The organism is uncultured Paracoccus sp. (assembly GCF_937873615.1).
In the GTDB taxonomy this organism is placed as follows: Bacteria; Pseudomonadota; Alphaproteobacteria; order Rhodobacterales; family Rhodobacteraceae; genus Paracoccus.
On record NZ_CALMYP010000067.1, the window covers coordinates 104,943 to 120,128 of the forward strand.

15 protein-coding genes are annotated in these 15,186 nt (G+C 64.3%); all 15 read right to left on the reverse strand.

All coding sequences use genetic code 11. The features are described 5' to 3' along the window. Positions 1-42: 42 nt before the first annotated feature. The 15 genes from Q0330_RS17365 to nuoG all read right to left on the reverse strand — a co-directional run bounded on the left by Q0330_RS17365 (position 43) and on the right by nuoG (position 15,185). On the reverse strand, positions 43-825 hold the full coding sequence (locus Q0330_RS17365) for a hypothetical protein (protein WP_299482481.1): 783 nt from the start codon (positions 823-825) through the stop codon (positions 43-45). 37 nt (positions 826-862) lie between these two features. Continuing rightward, complete coding sequence (locus Q0330_RS17370; RefSeq protein ID WP_299482484.1) at positions 863-2,536, reverse strand: ribonuclease J; 1,674 nt, start codon at positions 2,534-2,536, stop codon at positions 863-865. After that, positions 2,529-3,308 (reverse strand): type III pantothenate kinase, encoded by a 780-nt coding sequence (locus Q0330_RS17375; RefSeq protein WP_299482487.1) that lies wholly within the window; start codon positions 3,306-3,308, stop codon positions 2,529-2,531. Before Q0330_RS17375 ends, Q0330_RS17370 begins: the two co-directional genes overlap by 8 nt. Next, on the reverse strand, positions 3,308-4,060 hold the full coding sequence (locus Q0330_RS17380; RefSeq protein ID WP_299482490.1) for a biotin--[acetyl-CoA-carboxylase] ligase: 753 nt from the start codon (positions 4,058-4,060) through the stop codon (positions 3,308-3,310). The genes Q0330_RS17375 and Q0330_RS17380 overlap by 1 nt, the downstream gene beginning before the upstream one ends. Beyond that, positions 4,053-5,546 (reverse strand): NADH-quinone oxidoreductase subunit NuoN, encoded by a 1,494-nt coding sequence (nuoN, locus tag Q0330_RS17385; protein WP_299482493.1) that lies wholly within the window; start codon positions 5,544-5,546, stop codon positions 4,053-4,055. Before nuoN ends, Q0330_RS17380 begins: the two co-directional genes overlap by 8 nt. Positions 5,547-5,556: 10 nt before the next feature. After that, a complete protein-coding gene (locus tag Q0330_RS17390) occupies positions 5,557-7,140 on the reverse strand; it encodes an NADH-quinone oxidoreductase subunit M (RefSeq protein ID WP_299482496.1) in 1,584 nt (527 codons plus the stop codon). Between the two features lie 4 nt (positions 7,141-7,144). Further along, complete coding sequence (gene nuoL, locus Q0330_RS17395; protein WP_299482499.1) at positions 7,145-9,259, reverse strand: NADH-quinone oxidoreductase subunit L; 2,115 nt, start codon at positions 9,257-9,259, stop codon at positions 7,145-7,147. Positions 9,260-9,262: 3 nt separating this feature from the next. Further along, positions 9,263-9,568, reverse strand: a complete 306-nt coding sequence (gene nuoK, locus Q0330_RS17400) for an NADH-quinone oxidoreductase subunit NuoK (RefSeq protein WP_299482502.1) — start codon at positions 9,566-9,568, stop codon at positions 9,263-9,265. Between the two features lie 84 nt (positions 9,569-9,652). Continuing rightward, the gene (locus tag Q0330_RS17405; RefSeq protein ID WP_299482507.1) at positions 9,653-10,255 is read right to left on the reverse strand and encodes an NADH-quinone oxidoreductase subunit J; all 603 of its coding nucleotides are present in this window, start codon (positions 10,253-10,255) and stop codon (positions 9,653-9,655) included. After that, on the reverse strand, positions 10,252-10,656 hold the full coding sequence (locus Q0330_RS17410) for a carboxymuconolactone decarboxylase family protein (RefSeq protein WP_299482510.1): 405 nt from the start codon (positions 10,654-10,656) through the stop codon (positions 10,252-10,254). The genes Q0330_RS17405 and Q0330_RS17410 overlap by 4 nt, the downstream gene beginning before the upstream one ends. Continuing rightward, entirely contained in the window at positions 10,653-11,144 is a 492-nt protein-coding gene (nuoI, locus tag Q0330_RS17415) for an NADH-quinone oxidoreductase subunit NuoI (RefSeq protein WP_299482513.1), read from the reverse strand. Before nuoI ends, Q0330_RS17410 begins: the two co-directional genes overlap by 4 nt. Before the next feature lie 2 nt (positions 11,145-11,146). After that, entirely contained in the window at positions 11,147-11,317 is a 171-nt protein-coding gene (locus Q0330_RS17420; protein WP_299482516.1) for a hypothetical protein, read from the reverse strand. Positions 11,318-11,321: 4 nt separating this feature from the next. After that, positions 11,322-12,356 (reverse strand): NADH-quinone oxidoreductase subunit NuoH, encoded by a 1,035-nt coding sequence (nuoH, locus tag Q0330_RS17425; protein WP_299482520.1) that lies wholly within the window; start codon positions 12,354-12,356, stop codon positions 11,322-11,324. Beyond that, a complete protein-coding gene (locus Q0330_RS17430) occupies positions 12,349-13,146 on the reverse strand; it encodes a hypothetical protein (RefSeq protein WP_299482523.1) in 798 nt (265 codons plus the stop codon). Before Q0330_RS17430 ends, nuoH begins: the two co-directional genes overlap by 8 nt. A gap of 14 nt (positions 13,147-13,160) precedes the next feature. Beyond that, entirely contained in the window at positions 13,161-15,185 is a 2,025-nt protein-coding gene (gene nuoG, locus Q0330_RS17435; protein WP_299482526.1) for an NADH-quinone oxidoreductase subunit NuoG, read from the reverse strand. Position 15,186 lies beyond the last annotated feature (1 nt).

Below are 15,186 nucleotides of genomic sequence, written 5' to 3' on the forward strand. Positions count from 1 at the left end.
GGCGCAGCATGTGGCAAGCCGCAGGGGCGCCGTCAAGCGGCCTTATCCGATGCGCCGCCAGAAGATCATGAGGCCGAAGACGGCCAGATACATGGCGACCGCATAGACCGCCGCCCCCGCCGCGAAACCGCCATGTCCCGCCGCCCAGGCCAGGGCCAGCAGCACCACGACATTCTGCATGGCGAGCGAGATCCCCATCGCCTCGCCCCGCCCGGTGCCGCGCAGCCCGCCCGCGACGCCGCCGAACAGGCCCGCCATACAGGCGATCAGCAGCGCCAGCGGGAACTGCGCCAGCAATTGCGGATCCCATTCCAGCCAGAGCGTCGCCAGCACCGCCAGCCCGGTCAGGACCGAGCCGGCCATGAAGACCGGCCGCTCGGCACGGATCGCGATCTGCGGGCGCAACTGGCGCAGGCCCATCCCCGCCGCCAGCGGCAGGACATAGCAGGCCCCGAGGACAAGGTTCAGATGCGGCATCACCTCGTCCAGGTCGATGGCCCAGACCACCATCAGGAAGGTCAGCGAGGACCATGCGGTCAGCGAGCGGGCAATGCCGATATTGCCGCCCGCCAGACCGACAAAGGCATGGCTGGCCGCCGTCGCCGGAAGCAACCCCACCAGCGACAGGCCGAAAGCCAGATCGCCCGCCGGCAGAAGCCCCGCAACCAGCAGCGCCATCGCCATCGGAAACAGCAGCGCCTGCAGGGCCAGCCCGATCAGGATCGGCGCAGGCGCCGTCTGGACGCGCAGGAAATCGCGGCCATGCAGGCCAAGGCCGGTGCCGAACATGGTCAGGACCATCGCCGCAAGCGCCAGTGCCGCCATTATCCGCCCCCCCCTCGCTGCCGCGATCAGCGGCCCGTCAGGGTGCCAGGCGGCTGATGATGACGGTGACCTCGGGCTTCTTGCCGATCTCCTCCATCGTCACCTGCCGGGTGATCTTGCGCACCGCTTCCTCAAGCTTCTGGTCGTCGGCGACGGTCTTGGCATCGGCGCGTTCCAGGAATTCGGCCAGTTCGGATTCGATCTGCTCGGCCACCGGCTGGTTCGAACGGCCGCACTCGGTCAGGCCCATCGGCTCGACCCAGGCATCGGGGAAGGGATTGTCGTCCTCGTCCACGATCACGCTGACGGTGACATGACCGTTCAGCGCCATGCGGATGCGGTCGCGGATGACCCCGTCCATGGCCCCGATCAGCACCGAGCCGTCAAGATAGATCCGCCCCGAATCGACATTGTCGACGATCTGCGGGCGCTTGCCGGTCAGATCGACCATGGCGCCATTGGTGGCCACGATCGAGGCAATGCCCTTGGACGCACCGATGGCCGCATGTTCGCGCAGATGCATATGCTCGCCATGCATCGGGATCAGCATCTTCGGCTTCAGCAGGTCGTGCACGGCTTCCAGATCGGGCCGGTTGGCATGGCCCGAAACGTGATAGGTGCCGTCCTGCGCATCGAAGACATCGACGCCGATTTCCGAGAACTGGTTCATGATCCGGATCACGCCGCGCTCGTTGCCGGGGATGACGCTGGAACTGAACAGGAAGCTGTCGCCCTCTTTCATCCTGAGCCCGAGATAGGAGCCGCGCGCCAGTTGCGCCGTCGCCGCCCGGCGTTCGCCCTGGCTGCCGGTGACGATCAGCATGACCTCGTTCCGGGGCAGGTTCGCGGCTTCCTCTGGGCTGATCGTCGCGGGGAAGTTGTGCACCACGCCGGTTTCCTGCGCCACCTGCGTCATCCGCCGCATCGAGCGGCCGAGCAGGCAGATCTTGCGCCCCGCCGCCACGCCGGCATCGGCCAGCGTCTTCAGCCGCGCCACGTTGGACGCGAAGGTGGTCGCCGCGACCATGTTCGGCTGCTTCATGACGAAATCGAGGATCGGGTTGGCCAGCAATGCCTCGGACCGGCCCGGATGCGGGCTGAAGACATTGGTCGAATCGCAGGCCAGCACCTTCACGCCATCCCCTTCGCCGGCGATGTCGTGCCACAGGATCGGATCGAAGGGTTCGCCGACCACGGGCGAGCCGTCCAGCTTGAAATCGCCGCTATGCACGATCCGGCCAGCGGGCGTGTCGATGATCAGCGCCGAGCTTTCCGGGATCGAATGGCTGATCGGGACGAACTGCACCTTGAAGGGGCCGGCCTCGATCACCGCCGGGCGCGGCTCGTGGATCTGGACGGCATCGGGCGACAGCCCGCGTTCTTCCAGTTTCATCCGCGCCAGCGCACCGGTGAAGCGGCGGCAATGGACGGGCTTTTCCAGCCGGTCCCAGAGCAGCCCGAGTGCGCCGACATGGTCTTCATGCGCATGGGTGATGAAGATCGCCTCGATCCGGTTTCTGTTGGCCTGCAACCAGGCAGTATCGGCCATGATCAGATCGACCCCGGGGGTCGAATCCATATCGCCGAAGGTCACCCCCAGATCGACGACGATCAGGCGTTCCTTGCCCTTGGGGCCATAGCCATAGACATAGGCGTTCATGCCGATTTCGCCCGCGCCGCCAAGCGGCAGATAGAAAAGCCGGTCAGACATTCCCCGCCTCCTTGTTGTGATCGTAGATGAGCCGCAGCCCGTGGACGGTCAGGTCGTCTTCGATGCTGTCGAAGACATCCGTTCCCTGTTCGAACAACGGGGCGAGCCCCCCGGTTGCAATGACTTTCATCGGCAGGCCGCGCTCGGCGCGGATCTGGCGGATGATGCCTTCCATGAGGCCGATATAGCCCCAGAAGATGCCCGACTGGATACAGGCGACGGTATTGGTGCCGATGGCCTGCGCGGGTTTGGTCACATCGACATGGGGCAGCGAAGCCGCGCCCATATGCAGCGCCTCAAGCGACAGGTTCACCCCCGGCGCGATCACGCCCCCGACATAGGCGCCATCGGGCGCGGCCACGTCGAAGGTGGTGGCGGTGCCGAAATCGACGACGATCAGGTCGCCGCCATGACGCTCATGCGCGGCCCAGGTGTTGACGATGCGGTCGGGGCCGACAGTGGCGCCGGCATCGACGCGCGGATCGGCCGGCAGCAGGCAGTCGGGCTTGCCGACGACCAGGGGCCGGGTGTTGAAATAGCGGCTGCACAGAACCCGCAGGTTGAAGACCACGCGCGGCACCGTCGAGGAGATGATGCAGCGGTCGATATCCAGCTCGAAATGCCTGAGCGAGATCAGTGTTTCCAGCCAGACGAAATATTCGTCGGCGGTGCGGGTGTGATCGGTGGCGATGCGCCAATGCGACAGGAATTTCTCGCCATCCCAGATCGAGAAGACGGTGTTGGTATTGCCGGTGTCGATACAGAGCAGCATCAGAAGAACACATCCGCAGCGGGGATCAGTTGCCGCCCGCTGGCCGAAACGAGGATCAGCGCGCCGCCATCGTCGATGCCCTCGAAGCGACCGCTCCATTCGGCGGTGCCGGTGCGGGCGATGATGGTTTCGCCAAGCCGGGCGGCGCGGGCCAGATAGGCCTGGCGCAGCGGCGCGAAACCCTCGGCTTTCAGGCGCGATTCCCAATGCGCAAAGGCAGGGGCGAGAAGGTCGAGGAAATCCTCGGGCGCGATGCCGATGGCGGTCTCGCCGCGCAGGCTGACCGGAACGAAGGCGGTGCCGGGCTCGGCCGGTGGGGCCTCGGCCAGGTTCACGCCGATGCCGATTGCAAGCGCAGATACGGCGCCGCCCTGCCCCTGACTTTCCAGCAGGATGCCGGCCACCTTGCCGCCATTCAGCAGCACGTCATTGGGCCATTTCAGCGCCAGTCGCGCCACCGGTCCGGCGGCAGCCGCAAGCGCGTCGTAAAGCGCCAGACAGGCAACGAAGGAATAAAGCGCCACCTCGCCCGGCGACCCGGTCGGACGCAGCGCCAGCGAGGCCGCGAAATTGCCCGCCGGCATGGACCAGTTGCGACCGCGACGACCGCGGCCCTGATACTGGTCATGGGTCAGGATCCAGGCCGGCCCGCTGAGTTGCGGCGCCATGCGCAGGGCATCGGCATTGGTCGAGGGGCTGCGCGGCAGGATATGCCGCGCCACGCCCTCGGGCCAGGTATCGCGCTCAGCCACCGTGCTGGGTCGCGGGTGCTGCGGCCTGCTCGACGGCGACGCCCTCGCTCAGCATCAGCGATTCCGCCGCCCGACCCGCCGCACGGTCGACGCCGAAGGTGGTCACCGCGCCGAGGACGACGATGACCGCAGCCCCCGCCAGCATGACGAATGAGACCGGCCCCATGCGGCTTGTCAGCGGTTCGGTCTCGCTGCCGAAATACATGTAATAGACGATGCGCAGGTAATAGAAGGCACCGATCACCGAGGCGATCACGCCCGCCACCGCCAGCCAGCCCATCCCGGCATTCACAGCCGCGTTCAGTACGCCCAGCTTGGCGAAGAAGCCCAGCATCGGCGGCACACCGGCAAGGCTGAACATCAGGATCATGACCGCGAAGGCCTTGACCGGCTCGACCTTGGCGAACTGGTTCAGGCTGGCCAGATCGGTCACCGGCTCTCCGTCGCGTTCCAGCGACAGGATCCAGGCGAAGACGCCGATATTCATCACCGCATAGATCGCCATATAGACCAGCATCGCCTGCACACCGATGGCGGTGCCAGCGGCAAGGCCCATCAGCGCAAAGCCCATATGGGCGATCGAGGAATAGGCCATCAGGCGCTTGATATTGGTCTGCCGGATACCGGCGATCGAGCCGAGGAACATCGACATCAGCGACAGCACCGCGAGGATCTGCCCCCAGTCGCCCGGCACCTGCCCGAAGGCATCGACCAGCACCCGGGCCAGAAGCGCCATGGCCGCGATCTTTGGTGCCGAGGCGAAGAAGGCCGTGACCGGCGTGGGCGAGCCCTCATAGACATCGGGCGTCCACATGTGGAAGGGCACGGCCGAGACCTTGAAGGCCAGGCCCACGATCACGAAGACCAGACCGAACAGCAGCCCCACGGGCAGCGTGCCGGCCTGCACCACGGTGATGATACCGGCAAAGCTGGTGGTGCCCGCAAAGCCGTAGACCAGCGAAGCACCGTAAAGCAGCATCCCCGAGCTGAGCGAGCCGAGCACGAAATATTTCAGGCCGGCCTCCGACGAGCGCGAGGATTCGCGGCGCATCGCGGCGATGACGTAAAGCGCCAGCGATTGCAGCTCCAGCCCCATGTAAAGCGACAGCAGGTCGCCGGCGGACACCATGACCATCATCCCGGTCGCCGACAGTGCGATCAGGATCGGGAATTCGAAGCGCAGCATGCCGCGACGCTCCATGTAATCGGCGCTCATCGCCATGACGGCGGCTGCCGACAGCAGGATCAGCACCTTGCAGAAGCGCGAGAACATGTCCGAGACGAACATGCCGTGGAAGGCCGCACCCTCGGGCGCGACGCCGAGTTCGATATAGAAGGCCAGCCCCAGGAAGACGAGAACCGTCACCCAGAGCAGCGGGCGCGCAATCGCGTCCTTGCCGAAATAGGCCCCGGCCAGAAGCGCCAGCATGGCGTAGGCCGCCAGCAGGATTTCCGGCATGATGATCGTGAAATCGAGCGAAGTCATGACGGTCCTCTCAGTGCTCTGCCGCGGCGCTATCCGCCGCAGTTGTGGCCTCGACCACACGGTAGGCTGCCGGGTTTTCCGGCCGGCTTTCGGTCGCGGCGCTGTATTGGCTCACCAAGGCCTCGACGCTCGGGCCGGTGATGTCGGTCACAACGCGCGGATAGATGCCCAGCCACAGGGTCATGACGATCAGCGGCACGAAGATCCAGCGCTCGCGCGGGGTCATGTCGGTGATGGTCTTGAGGCTTTCCTTGATCAGCGCCCCCAGCGTCACCCGGCGATAAAGCCAGAGCGCGTAAGCCGCCGACAGGATCACCCCGGTCGCGGCCACGAAGGCCACCCAGGTATTGACCCGGAAGGTGCCCAGCAGGGTCAGGAACTCGCCGACGAAGCCTGAGGTGCCGGGAAGCCCGACATTGGCCATGGTGAAAAACATGAAGATCAGCGCGTATTTCGGCATCCGGTTCACGAGACCGCCATAGGCGTCGATCTCGCGCGTGTGCATGCGGTCGTAGATCACGCCGACGCACAGGAACAGCGCACCCGAGACGAAACCATGCGACAGCATCTGGAAGATGGCGCCGTTCACGCCCGCCTGGTTCGCCGCGAAGGCGCCCATGGTGACATAGCCCATATGCGCAATCGACGAATAGGCGATCAGCTTCTTCATGTCCGACTGCGCCAGCGCCACCAGCGAGGTATAGACGATGGCAATCGCCGACAGCCAGAAGACGAAGGGCTGGAAGATGTCCGACGCAATCGGGAACATCGGCAGCGAGAAGCGCAGGAAGCCGTAGCCGCCCATCTTCAACAGCACCGCCGCCAGCACGACAGACCCCGCCGTCGGCGCCTGAACGTGCGCATCCGGCAGCCAGGTATGGACCGGCCACATCGGCATCTTCACCGCGAAGCTGGCGAAGAAGGCCAGGAACAGCAGCGTCTGCATCCCGCCGAAGATCGTCCAGCCAAGGAAGTGGATCGGCGAGGAGGAGAAGTCGAAGGCCAGAAGCTGCTCGATATCCGTGGTGCCGGCGGCGCGATACATGGTGATCATCGCGACCAGCATCAGCACCGAGCCGAGGAAGGTATAGAGGAAGAACTTGAACGCCGCATAGATGCGGTTCTGCCCGCCCCAGATGCCGATGATCAGGAACATCGGGATCAGGCCTGCCTCGAAGAACAGGTAGAACAGGATCAGGTCGAGCGCTGTGAAGACGCCGATCATCAGCCCTTCCAGCACCAGGAAGGCGATCATGTATTCCTTGACGCGGGCCTTCACCTCCCAGGTCGAGAGGATGGTGATCGGCATCAGGAAGGTGGTCAGCAGCACGAACAGGACCGAGATCCCATCGACGCCCATCTTGTAGCGCAGCCCGAAGATCCAGTTGCGATCCTCGACGAACTGGAAGCCGGTATTGGCCGGATCGAAGCCGAACAGGACATAGAGCGAGATCACGAAGGTCGCCGAAGTGGCGATCAGGGCCAGCCATTTCGCATTGCGCTGAGACGATTCGTCATCCCCGCGCAGGAAGATGGCCAGGATCAGCGCCGCGACAATCGGCAGAAAGGTGATGATCGAGAGAATATTGGTCATCTTATCACATGCTCCCGCGCATCATCACCCAGATCAGCAGGCCAAGGACGCCCACCACCATGGCAAGCGCATAGTGGAAGACGTAACCCGATTGCAACCGGCCCGCGAAGCGCGCCAGCCGCGGGATCAGCCCCATGGCAATACCGTTGATGGTGCCGTCGATGACCTTGCCATCGCCGTCGAGCCAGAGCACGCGGCCAAGCCAGCGCGCCGGACGCACGAAGACGCGGTCATAGAGCTCGTCGAAATACCATTTGTTGAGCAGGAAGTTGTAAAGCGGCCGCTGCGTCGCCGCCAGCTTCGCCGGCGCCTCGGGATAGCGGATATACATCATCCATGCGGTGAAAAGCCCGATCAGCATCGCGATGAAGGGCGACACCTTCACCCATTTCGGCGCCGCATGGGCCTCGTGGATGACATGGTTGTCGGGATGCATGTAGATCGCGCCGCCGACCGGGGCCGGCACATCGGTGCGCAGCACGCCCGGTTCCGCATGGGCGGCCTCGGCAGGTGCGGTCTCGGTGCCCGGAGCGGCATCGGTGGCGTGATCGGCGGGCGCGGCCTCGGCATGGTCGCCTTCGGCGCTCGCGTGGGCCTCGGCCCCGCCCAGGTGGAAGAAGCTGTTCACCTTGTCGCCGAAGAAGTCGCCATACCAGACCATGCCCGAGAAGATCGCGCCGACGGCCAGAACCCCAAGCGGGATGGTCATCACCGGCGGCGATTCATGGGCATGTTCATGGGCGTGGTGATCGCCCCGCTCGGAGCCGTAGAAGGTCAGGAACATCAGCCGCCAGCTGTAGAAGCTGGTAAAGCCGGCCGCCACGACCAGGGCCCAGAAGGCGAAGCCGTTGCCGACCCAGGCGCTTTCGATGATCGCATCCTTCGACAGGAAGCCGGCGAAACCGATGGTGGTCAGCGGAATGCCGACGCCGGTAATGGCCAGCGTGCCGATCAGCATGGCATAGAAGGTCAGCGGGATCTTCTTGCGCAGCGCGCCGTAGTTCCGCATGTCCTGCTCGTGATGCATGGCATGGATGACCGAGCCGGCACCGAGGAACAGCATGGCCTTGAAGAAGGCATGGGTCAGCAGGTGGAACATCGCCGCCGAATAGACGCCGACACCCGCCGCCACGAACATATAGCCAAGCTGCGAACAGGTCGAATAGGCGATGACGCGCTTGATGTCGTTCTGGACCAGCCCCACGGTCGCCGCGAAGAAGGCGGTGCAGGCACCGATCACGGTGATGAAGGTCGTCGCCTGCGGGGCGAATTCGTAAAGCGGCGACATCCGGCAGACCAGGAAGACGCCCGCCGTGACCATGGTCGCGGCGTGGATCAGCGCCGAAACCGGGGTCGGGCCTTCCATGGCGTCAGGCAGCCAGGTGTGCAGGAACAGCTGCGCCGATTTGCCCATCGCACCGATGAACAGCAGCACCCCGAGCAGGTTCGCCGCGTTCCAGTCGCGCCACAGGAAATGCACGCTGGTATCGGCAACGGCCGGAACCTGGGCGAAGATCTCGTCGAAGACGACGGTGCCGGTCAGCCACCAGAGCCCGAAGATCCCCAGCAGGAAGCCGAAATCGCCGACCCGGTTGACGACGAAGGCCTTGATCGCCGCCGCATTGGCCGAGGGCTTCTTGTAGTAGAACCCGATCAGCAGATAGGAGGCGACGCCCACCCCTTCCCAGCCGAAGAACATCTGCAGAAGGTTGTCGGCGGTCACCAGCATCAGCATGGCGAAGGTGAAGAAGCTCAGATAGGCGAAGAAACGGGCCTTGTAATGCTCGCCCTCAGTCCAGTTCTCGTCATGGGCCATGTAGCCCATCGAGTAGAGATGCACGAGCGCCGAGACCGTGGTGACCACGATCAGCATGATCGCGGTCAGCCGATCCAGCCGGATCGCCCATTGCGCGGTGAAATCGCCCGAGACGATCCAGTCCAGCACCGGGATATGCTGGGTCACGCCGTCGAAGCCCAGGAAGGTGATCCAGGACATCAGGCAGGCGAGGAAGAGGATCCCCGTGGTCAGGATCTGCGCCGCCTTCTCGCCGATGAAGCGCCAGCCGAAGCCGGCGATCAGCGCCCCGACAAGGGGTCCGAACAGGATGAACTTTTCCATGCGTCAGCCCTTCATCACGTTGACATCTTCGACGGCGATGGTGCCGCGGTTGCGGAAGAACACCACCAGGATGGCCAGACCGATGGCGGCCTCGGCGGCGGCGACGGTCAGCACGAACAGGGTGAAGACCTGCCCGCCCAAATCGCCCAGATGCGCCGAGAAGGCGATGAAATTGACGTTCACCGCCAGCAGCATCAGTTCGATCGACATGAGGATGACGATGACGTTCTTGCGGTTCACGAAGATGCCGAAGATGCCGGTGACGAACAGGATCGCCCCCACCACCAGAAAATGTGTCAAGCCTATCATGGTCTCATGTCCCTCCGGGCTATAGCCGGTTTATCGTCCATTCTTCCAACGCCGGGCGTCGGTCTGTCTCAGTCTGCCGCGCTCTTACAGGCCCTGCCCCGGCTTCACATCGCGCAGTTCCAGCTGCTTCGCCGGATCCGTCCACATCTGCTTCAGCACGTTCTGGCGCTTGATGTCGCGGCGGTGGCGAATGGTCAGCACGATGGCGCCGATCATGGCGACCAGCAGGATCAGGCCGGCCAGTTGGAAAGCCAGGAAATAGCGGTCGTAAAGCACCGTGGCGATGGAGTTGGTATTGCCCATATCCGCCGGGATCGGCGCGGCCAGTTGATCGGCGGCGCCGGGCGCGATCTGCCAGCCGGCAAAGCTCATTCCCAGGACCGTCAGCAGCACCGCCGCAATGACCAGCCCCAGCGGCAGGAAGCGCGCCAATTCGCCCTTCAGCTCGGCGAAATCGACATCGAGCATCATGACCACGAACAGGAACAGCACCGCGACCGCGCCGACATAGACGATGATCAGCAGCATGGCGACGAACTCGGCGCCCGCCAGCACGAACAGGCCCGACGCGCAGAGGAAGGTCAGGATCAGCCAGAGCACCGAATGCACCGGGTTCTTCGAGATCACGACCATGAACCCGGCCACGCAGGCGAGGACCGCGAACAGATAGAATGCGAAGGCCATCATGCCTCATCCTCCTCGTCATAGACCCTGGCAGCGATCTCCAGCGCCTTCTGCATGGCGGGCAGCCCCGCGAACATGCTCATCTGATAAATGGTTTCCGCGATCTCGCGCTTGGTCGCGCCTGCCTCCAGCGCCTGACGGATGGTCAGGCGAAGCTGCGGCTCGGCCAGGGCGCCCTGAACGGTGATCGCGCCGATGGTCAGAAGCAGCCGGGTCTTCGAATCCAGCCCCTCGCGGTTGAAGGTCTTGCCGAACCACATTTCCAGCACATCGGCCGGCATGGTCGGCACCAGCTTCTCAAAGGCCTGGGTATCGACCTGTTCCAGCGCAGGATTGAAGGCACGCGCCATCTCCTGCCCCGATTGGAGCATCTGCTGGAACAGGCGTGTGAATGCGTCGTTCATCGGTAAGGCGCGTCCAAAGCGAGGTTGCGGGCGATCTCGGGTTCCCAGCGGTCGCCGTTTTCCAGCAGGCGCTGCTTGTCGAAGAACAGTTCTTCGCGGGTTTCGGTGGCGAATTCGAAATTCGGACCCTCGACGATGGCATCGACCGGGCAGGCCTCCTGGCAGAAGCCGCAATAGATGCACTTGGTCATGTCGATGTCGTAACGCGTGGTCCGGCGGCTGCCATCGTCGCGGGGTTCGGCGTCGATGGTGATCGCCTGGGCCGGGCAGATCGCCTCGCACAATTTGCAGGCGATGCAGCGTTCCTCGCCGGAAGGATAGCGGCGCAGCGCGTGCTCACCCCGAAAACGCGGGGAAAGCGGGCCCTTTTCATGCGGGTAGTTGATGGTTTCCTTCGGTCCGAAGAAATATTTCACCCCCAGGCCGAAGCCCTTGATGAAATCCCACATCAGGAAATATTTCGTCGCCCGGGCAAGATCGAGGGCCATGATCAGCGCTCCTTCAGGCGTTCGGCGACGAAGCGGTCGAAGGCCGCGACAAGCGCGCGGACATGCGCGGCATCGCGGTCCAGACCGGCATGATCGGCCAGGTAATGGGCGAATTCGGCCTTGTCGGTCTCGCTGGCACTGGCCAGGGCATGGGCGATGGTTTGCTCTGACATGAGATCAGCCTCCGACTGCTGCGCGGGCCCAGAACCCGCCAAGAACTTCATAACGCGCCATGATCGCCACGAACACGACCCAACCGAGCGAGAGCGGCAGGAACACCTTCCAGCCGATCCGCATCAGCTGGTCATAGCGATAGCGCGGCACGATGGCCTTCACCATTGAGAACATCCAGAACCAGAACCACATCTTCAGCACCATCCACAGCACGCCGTCAGGCAGGCCCGGAATCGGCGACAGCCAGCCACCGAAGAAGAAGATCGAGATCAGCGCGCACATCAGATACATGGCGATATACTCGCCGGCCATGAACAGCAGATAGGGCGTGGAGCCGTATTCGACCATGTGGCCGGCGACCAGTTCCGATTCCGCTTCGGCAAGGTCGAAGGGTGGGCGGTTGGTTTCCGCCAGGGCGCTGATAAAGAACAGCGCCAGCATCGGCAGATGCGGCAGCCAGTACCAGGACAGGAAGCCGGCCCCGGATTGCGATTCCACGATCACCGAGAGGTTCATCGAGCCGGCCGAGATGATGATGCCGATGATGATCAGCCCCATCGACACTTCATAGGAAATCATCTGCGAAGCCGAGCGCAGCGAGGCGAGGAACGGATATTTCGAGTTCGAGGCCCAGCCGCCCATGATCACGCCGTAAACCTCAAGCGAGGACATGGCGAAGATGAACAGGATGCCGACATTGATATTGGCCATCACCCAGCCCGGCCCGAAGGGGATCGCGACAAAGCCGATCAGGGCCAGCACCATCGACAGGAACGGGGCCAGGAAGAAGACGAACTTGTCGGCCCCGGCGGGGACGACGATTTCCTTCAGCACGTATTTCAGCGCATCGGCGAAGGTCTGTAGCAGGCCCCAGGGACCGACGACGTTCGGGCCGCGTCGCATCTGAACGGCGGCCCAGATCTTGCGGTCGCCGTAGACCATGAAGATCAGCGAGATCATCACGAAGGCGATGACCGCCAGCCCCTGCGCCAGCAGGATGATGGCGTGACCCCAACCGGATGCCCAGAACTCAGCCATTCTCTTTCGTCCCTTTCACAGGCCCGGCCGCTTCGATGCGGTCGGGTATGCCATGTGCCCTGCAATCGCGCAGAGTCTTTTCTCGTTCCATGACCCGCAAGCCCAGGGGCTTGGTCTTCGACATGGTAAAAATCGATTCCGCCGTCACGATGCCATCATCCTCGGCGTAGACCGTGCGGATATGGCGCGCATAGGGCGTTTTCGTTGTCTTCGACCATGCAGCCAATGTGCAGGTGGCATAGGCAAAGGCAGTGCTCTCGTCCACCCCTTGACGCAGTTGCGCCTGAACAGAAACCATATCGCCCGGTGCCTTGCTGCCGGACTGCACCACCCGCGCCACACGCCCGCCCAGGAAAGCCTCGGAAGGGGCCGGCGCAATACGTTTCGGCAGCGCCGAGGCGGTGCGGGCGGCGAATGCCTCGATCGCGACATCCTGCGCGCGGGGCGGCTTCGGCAGCGCCGAAAGCGGAATGCTGGTATCCTCGACCAGCACATCGGTCAGGCTGAACATCGCCTCGTCGGTTTGCCGCAATGTCTGCCGGCCCTTGGCCGAATCGACCGGTGTCCGGGTGACCGAACCGTCATTTTCCAGAATCAGCAACTCGCCGCTTCGGGTCGAGACGCCGGCCAGGATCGAGGTATCCTCGGTCGGCCCTTCAAGCTGCACCGGAAGGGTCGCGGGTTTCGCCCGCGGCGGTTGCGCCAGCCCGGCATCGGGCGTCGCACATGCGCTGAGCATGGCGGTCAGCGCCGTCATGGTGCCCATCCCGATGATCTGTGCGTGACGCATGCCACCTCTTACCCCTATTCCGCCGCCAGCTTGCCATCGGCACCGCGTGCCGCCGCCATGGCCGAAAGCTCGGCCATCAGCGGCGAGGCGCGGGTGATCGAATTGGTCAGGTAGAAATCCTTCACCGCATAGCGGAAATCGCCCGAGCCCATCGCCGCAGCCGGCAGCGCCTGCCAGTCGTTCACGGCCACCTGATCGACCGCGCCGAGGAGCGGCACCGCCTCGATCAGCGCGCGCCGCAGGCCGGCAAGGCTGTCCCACGGCAATTGCTGGCCCAGTTCCGCCGAAAGCGCCCGCAGCACCGCCCAGTTTTCGCGCGCATCGCCGGGGGCGAAATTGGCGCGCATGGCCAGTTGCGGCCGGCCTTCGGTATTGACGAAAAGCGCGTTTTCTTCGGTATAGCAGGCGCCCGGCAGGATGATGTCGGCGCGATGCGCGCCCCGGTCGCCATGGCTGCCCTGATAGATCACGAAGGCACCCGGGGCCACGTCGATCTCATCCGCACCGAGGTTGAAGACCACATCCGCCCCATCCAGCGCGGCATCCAGACCGCCTTCGGTCACGGCGCCCACATCCATCGCGCCGACGCGGGCGGCGGCGGTCTGCAGGATCATCAGCTTTGCCTGTGCGGCCTCGGCCATGGTCATGATCGTGCCCAGCACCGCAGCGCCATCCTCGCCCATCAAGGCGCCCTGTCCGACGATGATGACACCGGGGATGCCGTGCTTTTCGCTGTGATCCATCGCCGCCAGCCGTTCCAGCGCGGCGCGGTCGCTGCCGATATGGCTGTAGCCATAGGTCAGGTCGGTTGCCGGCCCGATCCGCGCGACCTTGGCGCCACGCGCCCAGGCGGCGCGGATGCGCGCGTTCAGCACCGGCGCCTCGGTCCGGGGATCGGTGCCGATCAGCAGGATCATCTTGGCGCTGTCGATATCGGCAATCGTCGCCGTCCCGACATAGCCCGAACGGTTGCCCGCCGGCAGCTTCGCCCCATCGGTGCGGCATTCGACATTGCCGCCCAGCCCTTCCACCAGTTGCTTCAGGCTGAACGCGGCCTCGACCGGGGCCAGATCGCCGACCAGCCCGGCCAGCTTCTTCGCGCCCTTCATGGCAGAGGCGGCCGCAGACAACGCCTCGGCCCAGTTGGCCGGGCGCAGCTTGCCGTTTTCGCGGATATAGGGCTTGTCCAGCCGCTGACGACGCAGCCCGTCCCAGACGAAACGGGTCTTGTCGCTGATCCATTCCTCGTTCACCGCGTCATTGTTGCGCGGCATGATCCGCATCACTTCGCGGCCCTTGGTATCGACGCGGATATTGCTGCCGAGCGCGTCCATCACGTCCACGGTCTCGGTCTTGGTCAGCTCCCACGGCCGGGCGGTGAAGGCATAGGGCTTCGACACCAGCGCCCCGACCGGGCAGAGGTCGATGATATTGCCCTGCATGTTCGAATTCAGTGTCTCGTTCAGATAGGAGGTGATCTCGCTATCCTCGCCCCGACCGGTCTGGCCCATCTGGGTGATGCCGGCGACCTCGGTGGTGAAACGGACGCAGCGGGTGCAGGAAATGCAGCGCGTCATATGGGTCTCGACCAGCGGGCCGAGATTGAGTTCCTCGGCGGCGCGCTTCGGCTCTCGGTAGCGGCTGAAATCGACGCCGTAGGCCATGGCCTGATCCTGCAGGTCGCATTCGCCGCCCTGATCGCAGATCGGGCAATCGAGCGGGTGGTTGATGAGCAGGAACTCCATCACCCCCTCGCGGGCCTTCTTGACCATGGGCGAGTTGGTCAGCACTTCCGAGGGCTGCCCTTCCGGCCCCGGTCGCAGGTCCTTGACCTGCATGGCGCAGGAGGCGGCGGGCTTGGGCGGGCCGCCCACCACCTCGACCAGGCACATGCGGCAATTGCCGGCGATGGACAGCCGCTCGTGATAGCAGAAGCGCGGAATCTCGACCCCGGCCTGTTCGCAGGCCTGGATCAGGGTCAGGTTCGGATCGACCTCGATTTCCTTGCCGTCGATCTTGATTTTGCGCAGATCTGCCATG

Coding starts and splice junctions, on each gene's coding strand:
- Q0330_RS17365 (WP_299482481.1), bottom strand. CDS start 825: ATGGCGGCACTGGCGCTTGCGGCGATGGTCCTGACCATGTTCGGCACC.
- Q0330_RS17370 (WP_299482484.1), bottom strand. CDS start 2,536: ATGTCTGACCGGCTTTTCTATCTGCCGCTTGGCGGCGCGGGCGAAATC.
- Q0330_RS17375 (WP_299482487.1), bottom strand. CDS start 3,308: ATGCTGCTCTGTATCGACACCGGCAATACCAACACCGTCTTCTCGATC.
- nuoN (WP_299482493.1), bottom strand. CDS start 5,546: ATGACTTCGCTCGATTTCACGATCATCATGCCGGAAATCCTGCTGGCG.
- Q0330_RS17390 (WP_299482496.1), bottom strand. CDS start 7,140: ATGACCAATATTCTCTCGATCATCACCTTTCTGCCGATTGTCGCGGCG.
- nuoL (WP_299482499.1), bottom strand. CDS start 9,259: ATGGAAAAGTTCATCCTGTTCGGACCCCTTGTCGGGGCGCTGATCGCC.
- nuoK (WP_299482502.1), bottom strand. CDS start 9,568: ATGATAGGCTTGACACATTTTCTGGTGGTGGGGGCGATCCTGTTCGTC.
- Q0330_RS17405 (WP_299482507.1), bottom strand. CDS start 10,255: ATGATGGCCTTCGCATTCTATCTGTTCGCGGTCCTCGCCTGCGTGGCC.
- Q0330_RS17410 (WP_299482510.1), bottom strand. CDS start 10,656: ATGAACGACGCATTCACACGCCTGTTCCAGCAGATGCTCCAATCGGGG.
- nuoI (WP_299482513.1), bottom strand. CDS start 11,144: ATGGCCCTCGATCTTGCCCGGGCGACGAAATATTTCCTGATGTGGGAT.
- Q0330_RS17420 (WP_299482516.1), bottom strand. CDS start 11,317: ATGTCAGAGCAAACCATCGCCCATGCCCTGGCCAGTGCCAGCGAGACC.
- nuoH (WP_299482520.1), bottom strand. CDS start 12,356: ATGGCTGAGTTCTGGGCATCCGGTTGGGGTCACGCCATCATCCTGCTG.
- Q0330_RS17430 (WP_299482523.1), bottom strand. CDS start 13,146: ATGCGTCACGCACAGATCATCGGGATGGGCACCATGACGGCGCTGACC.
- nuoG (WP_299482526.1), bottom strand. CDS start 15,185: ATGGCAGATCTGCGCAAAATCAAGATCGACGGCAAGGAAATCGAGGTC.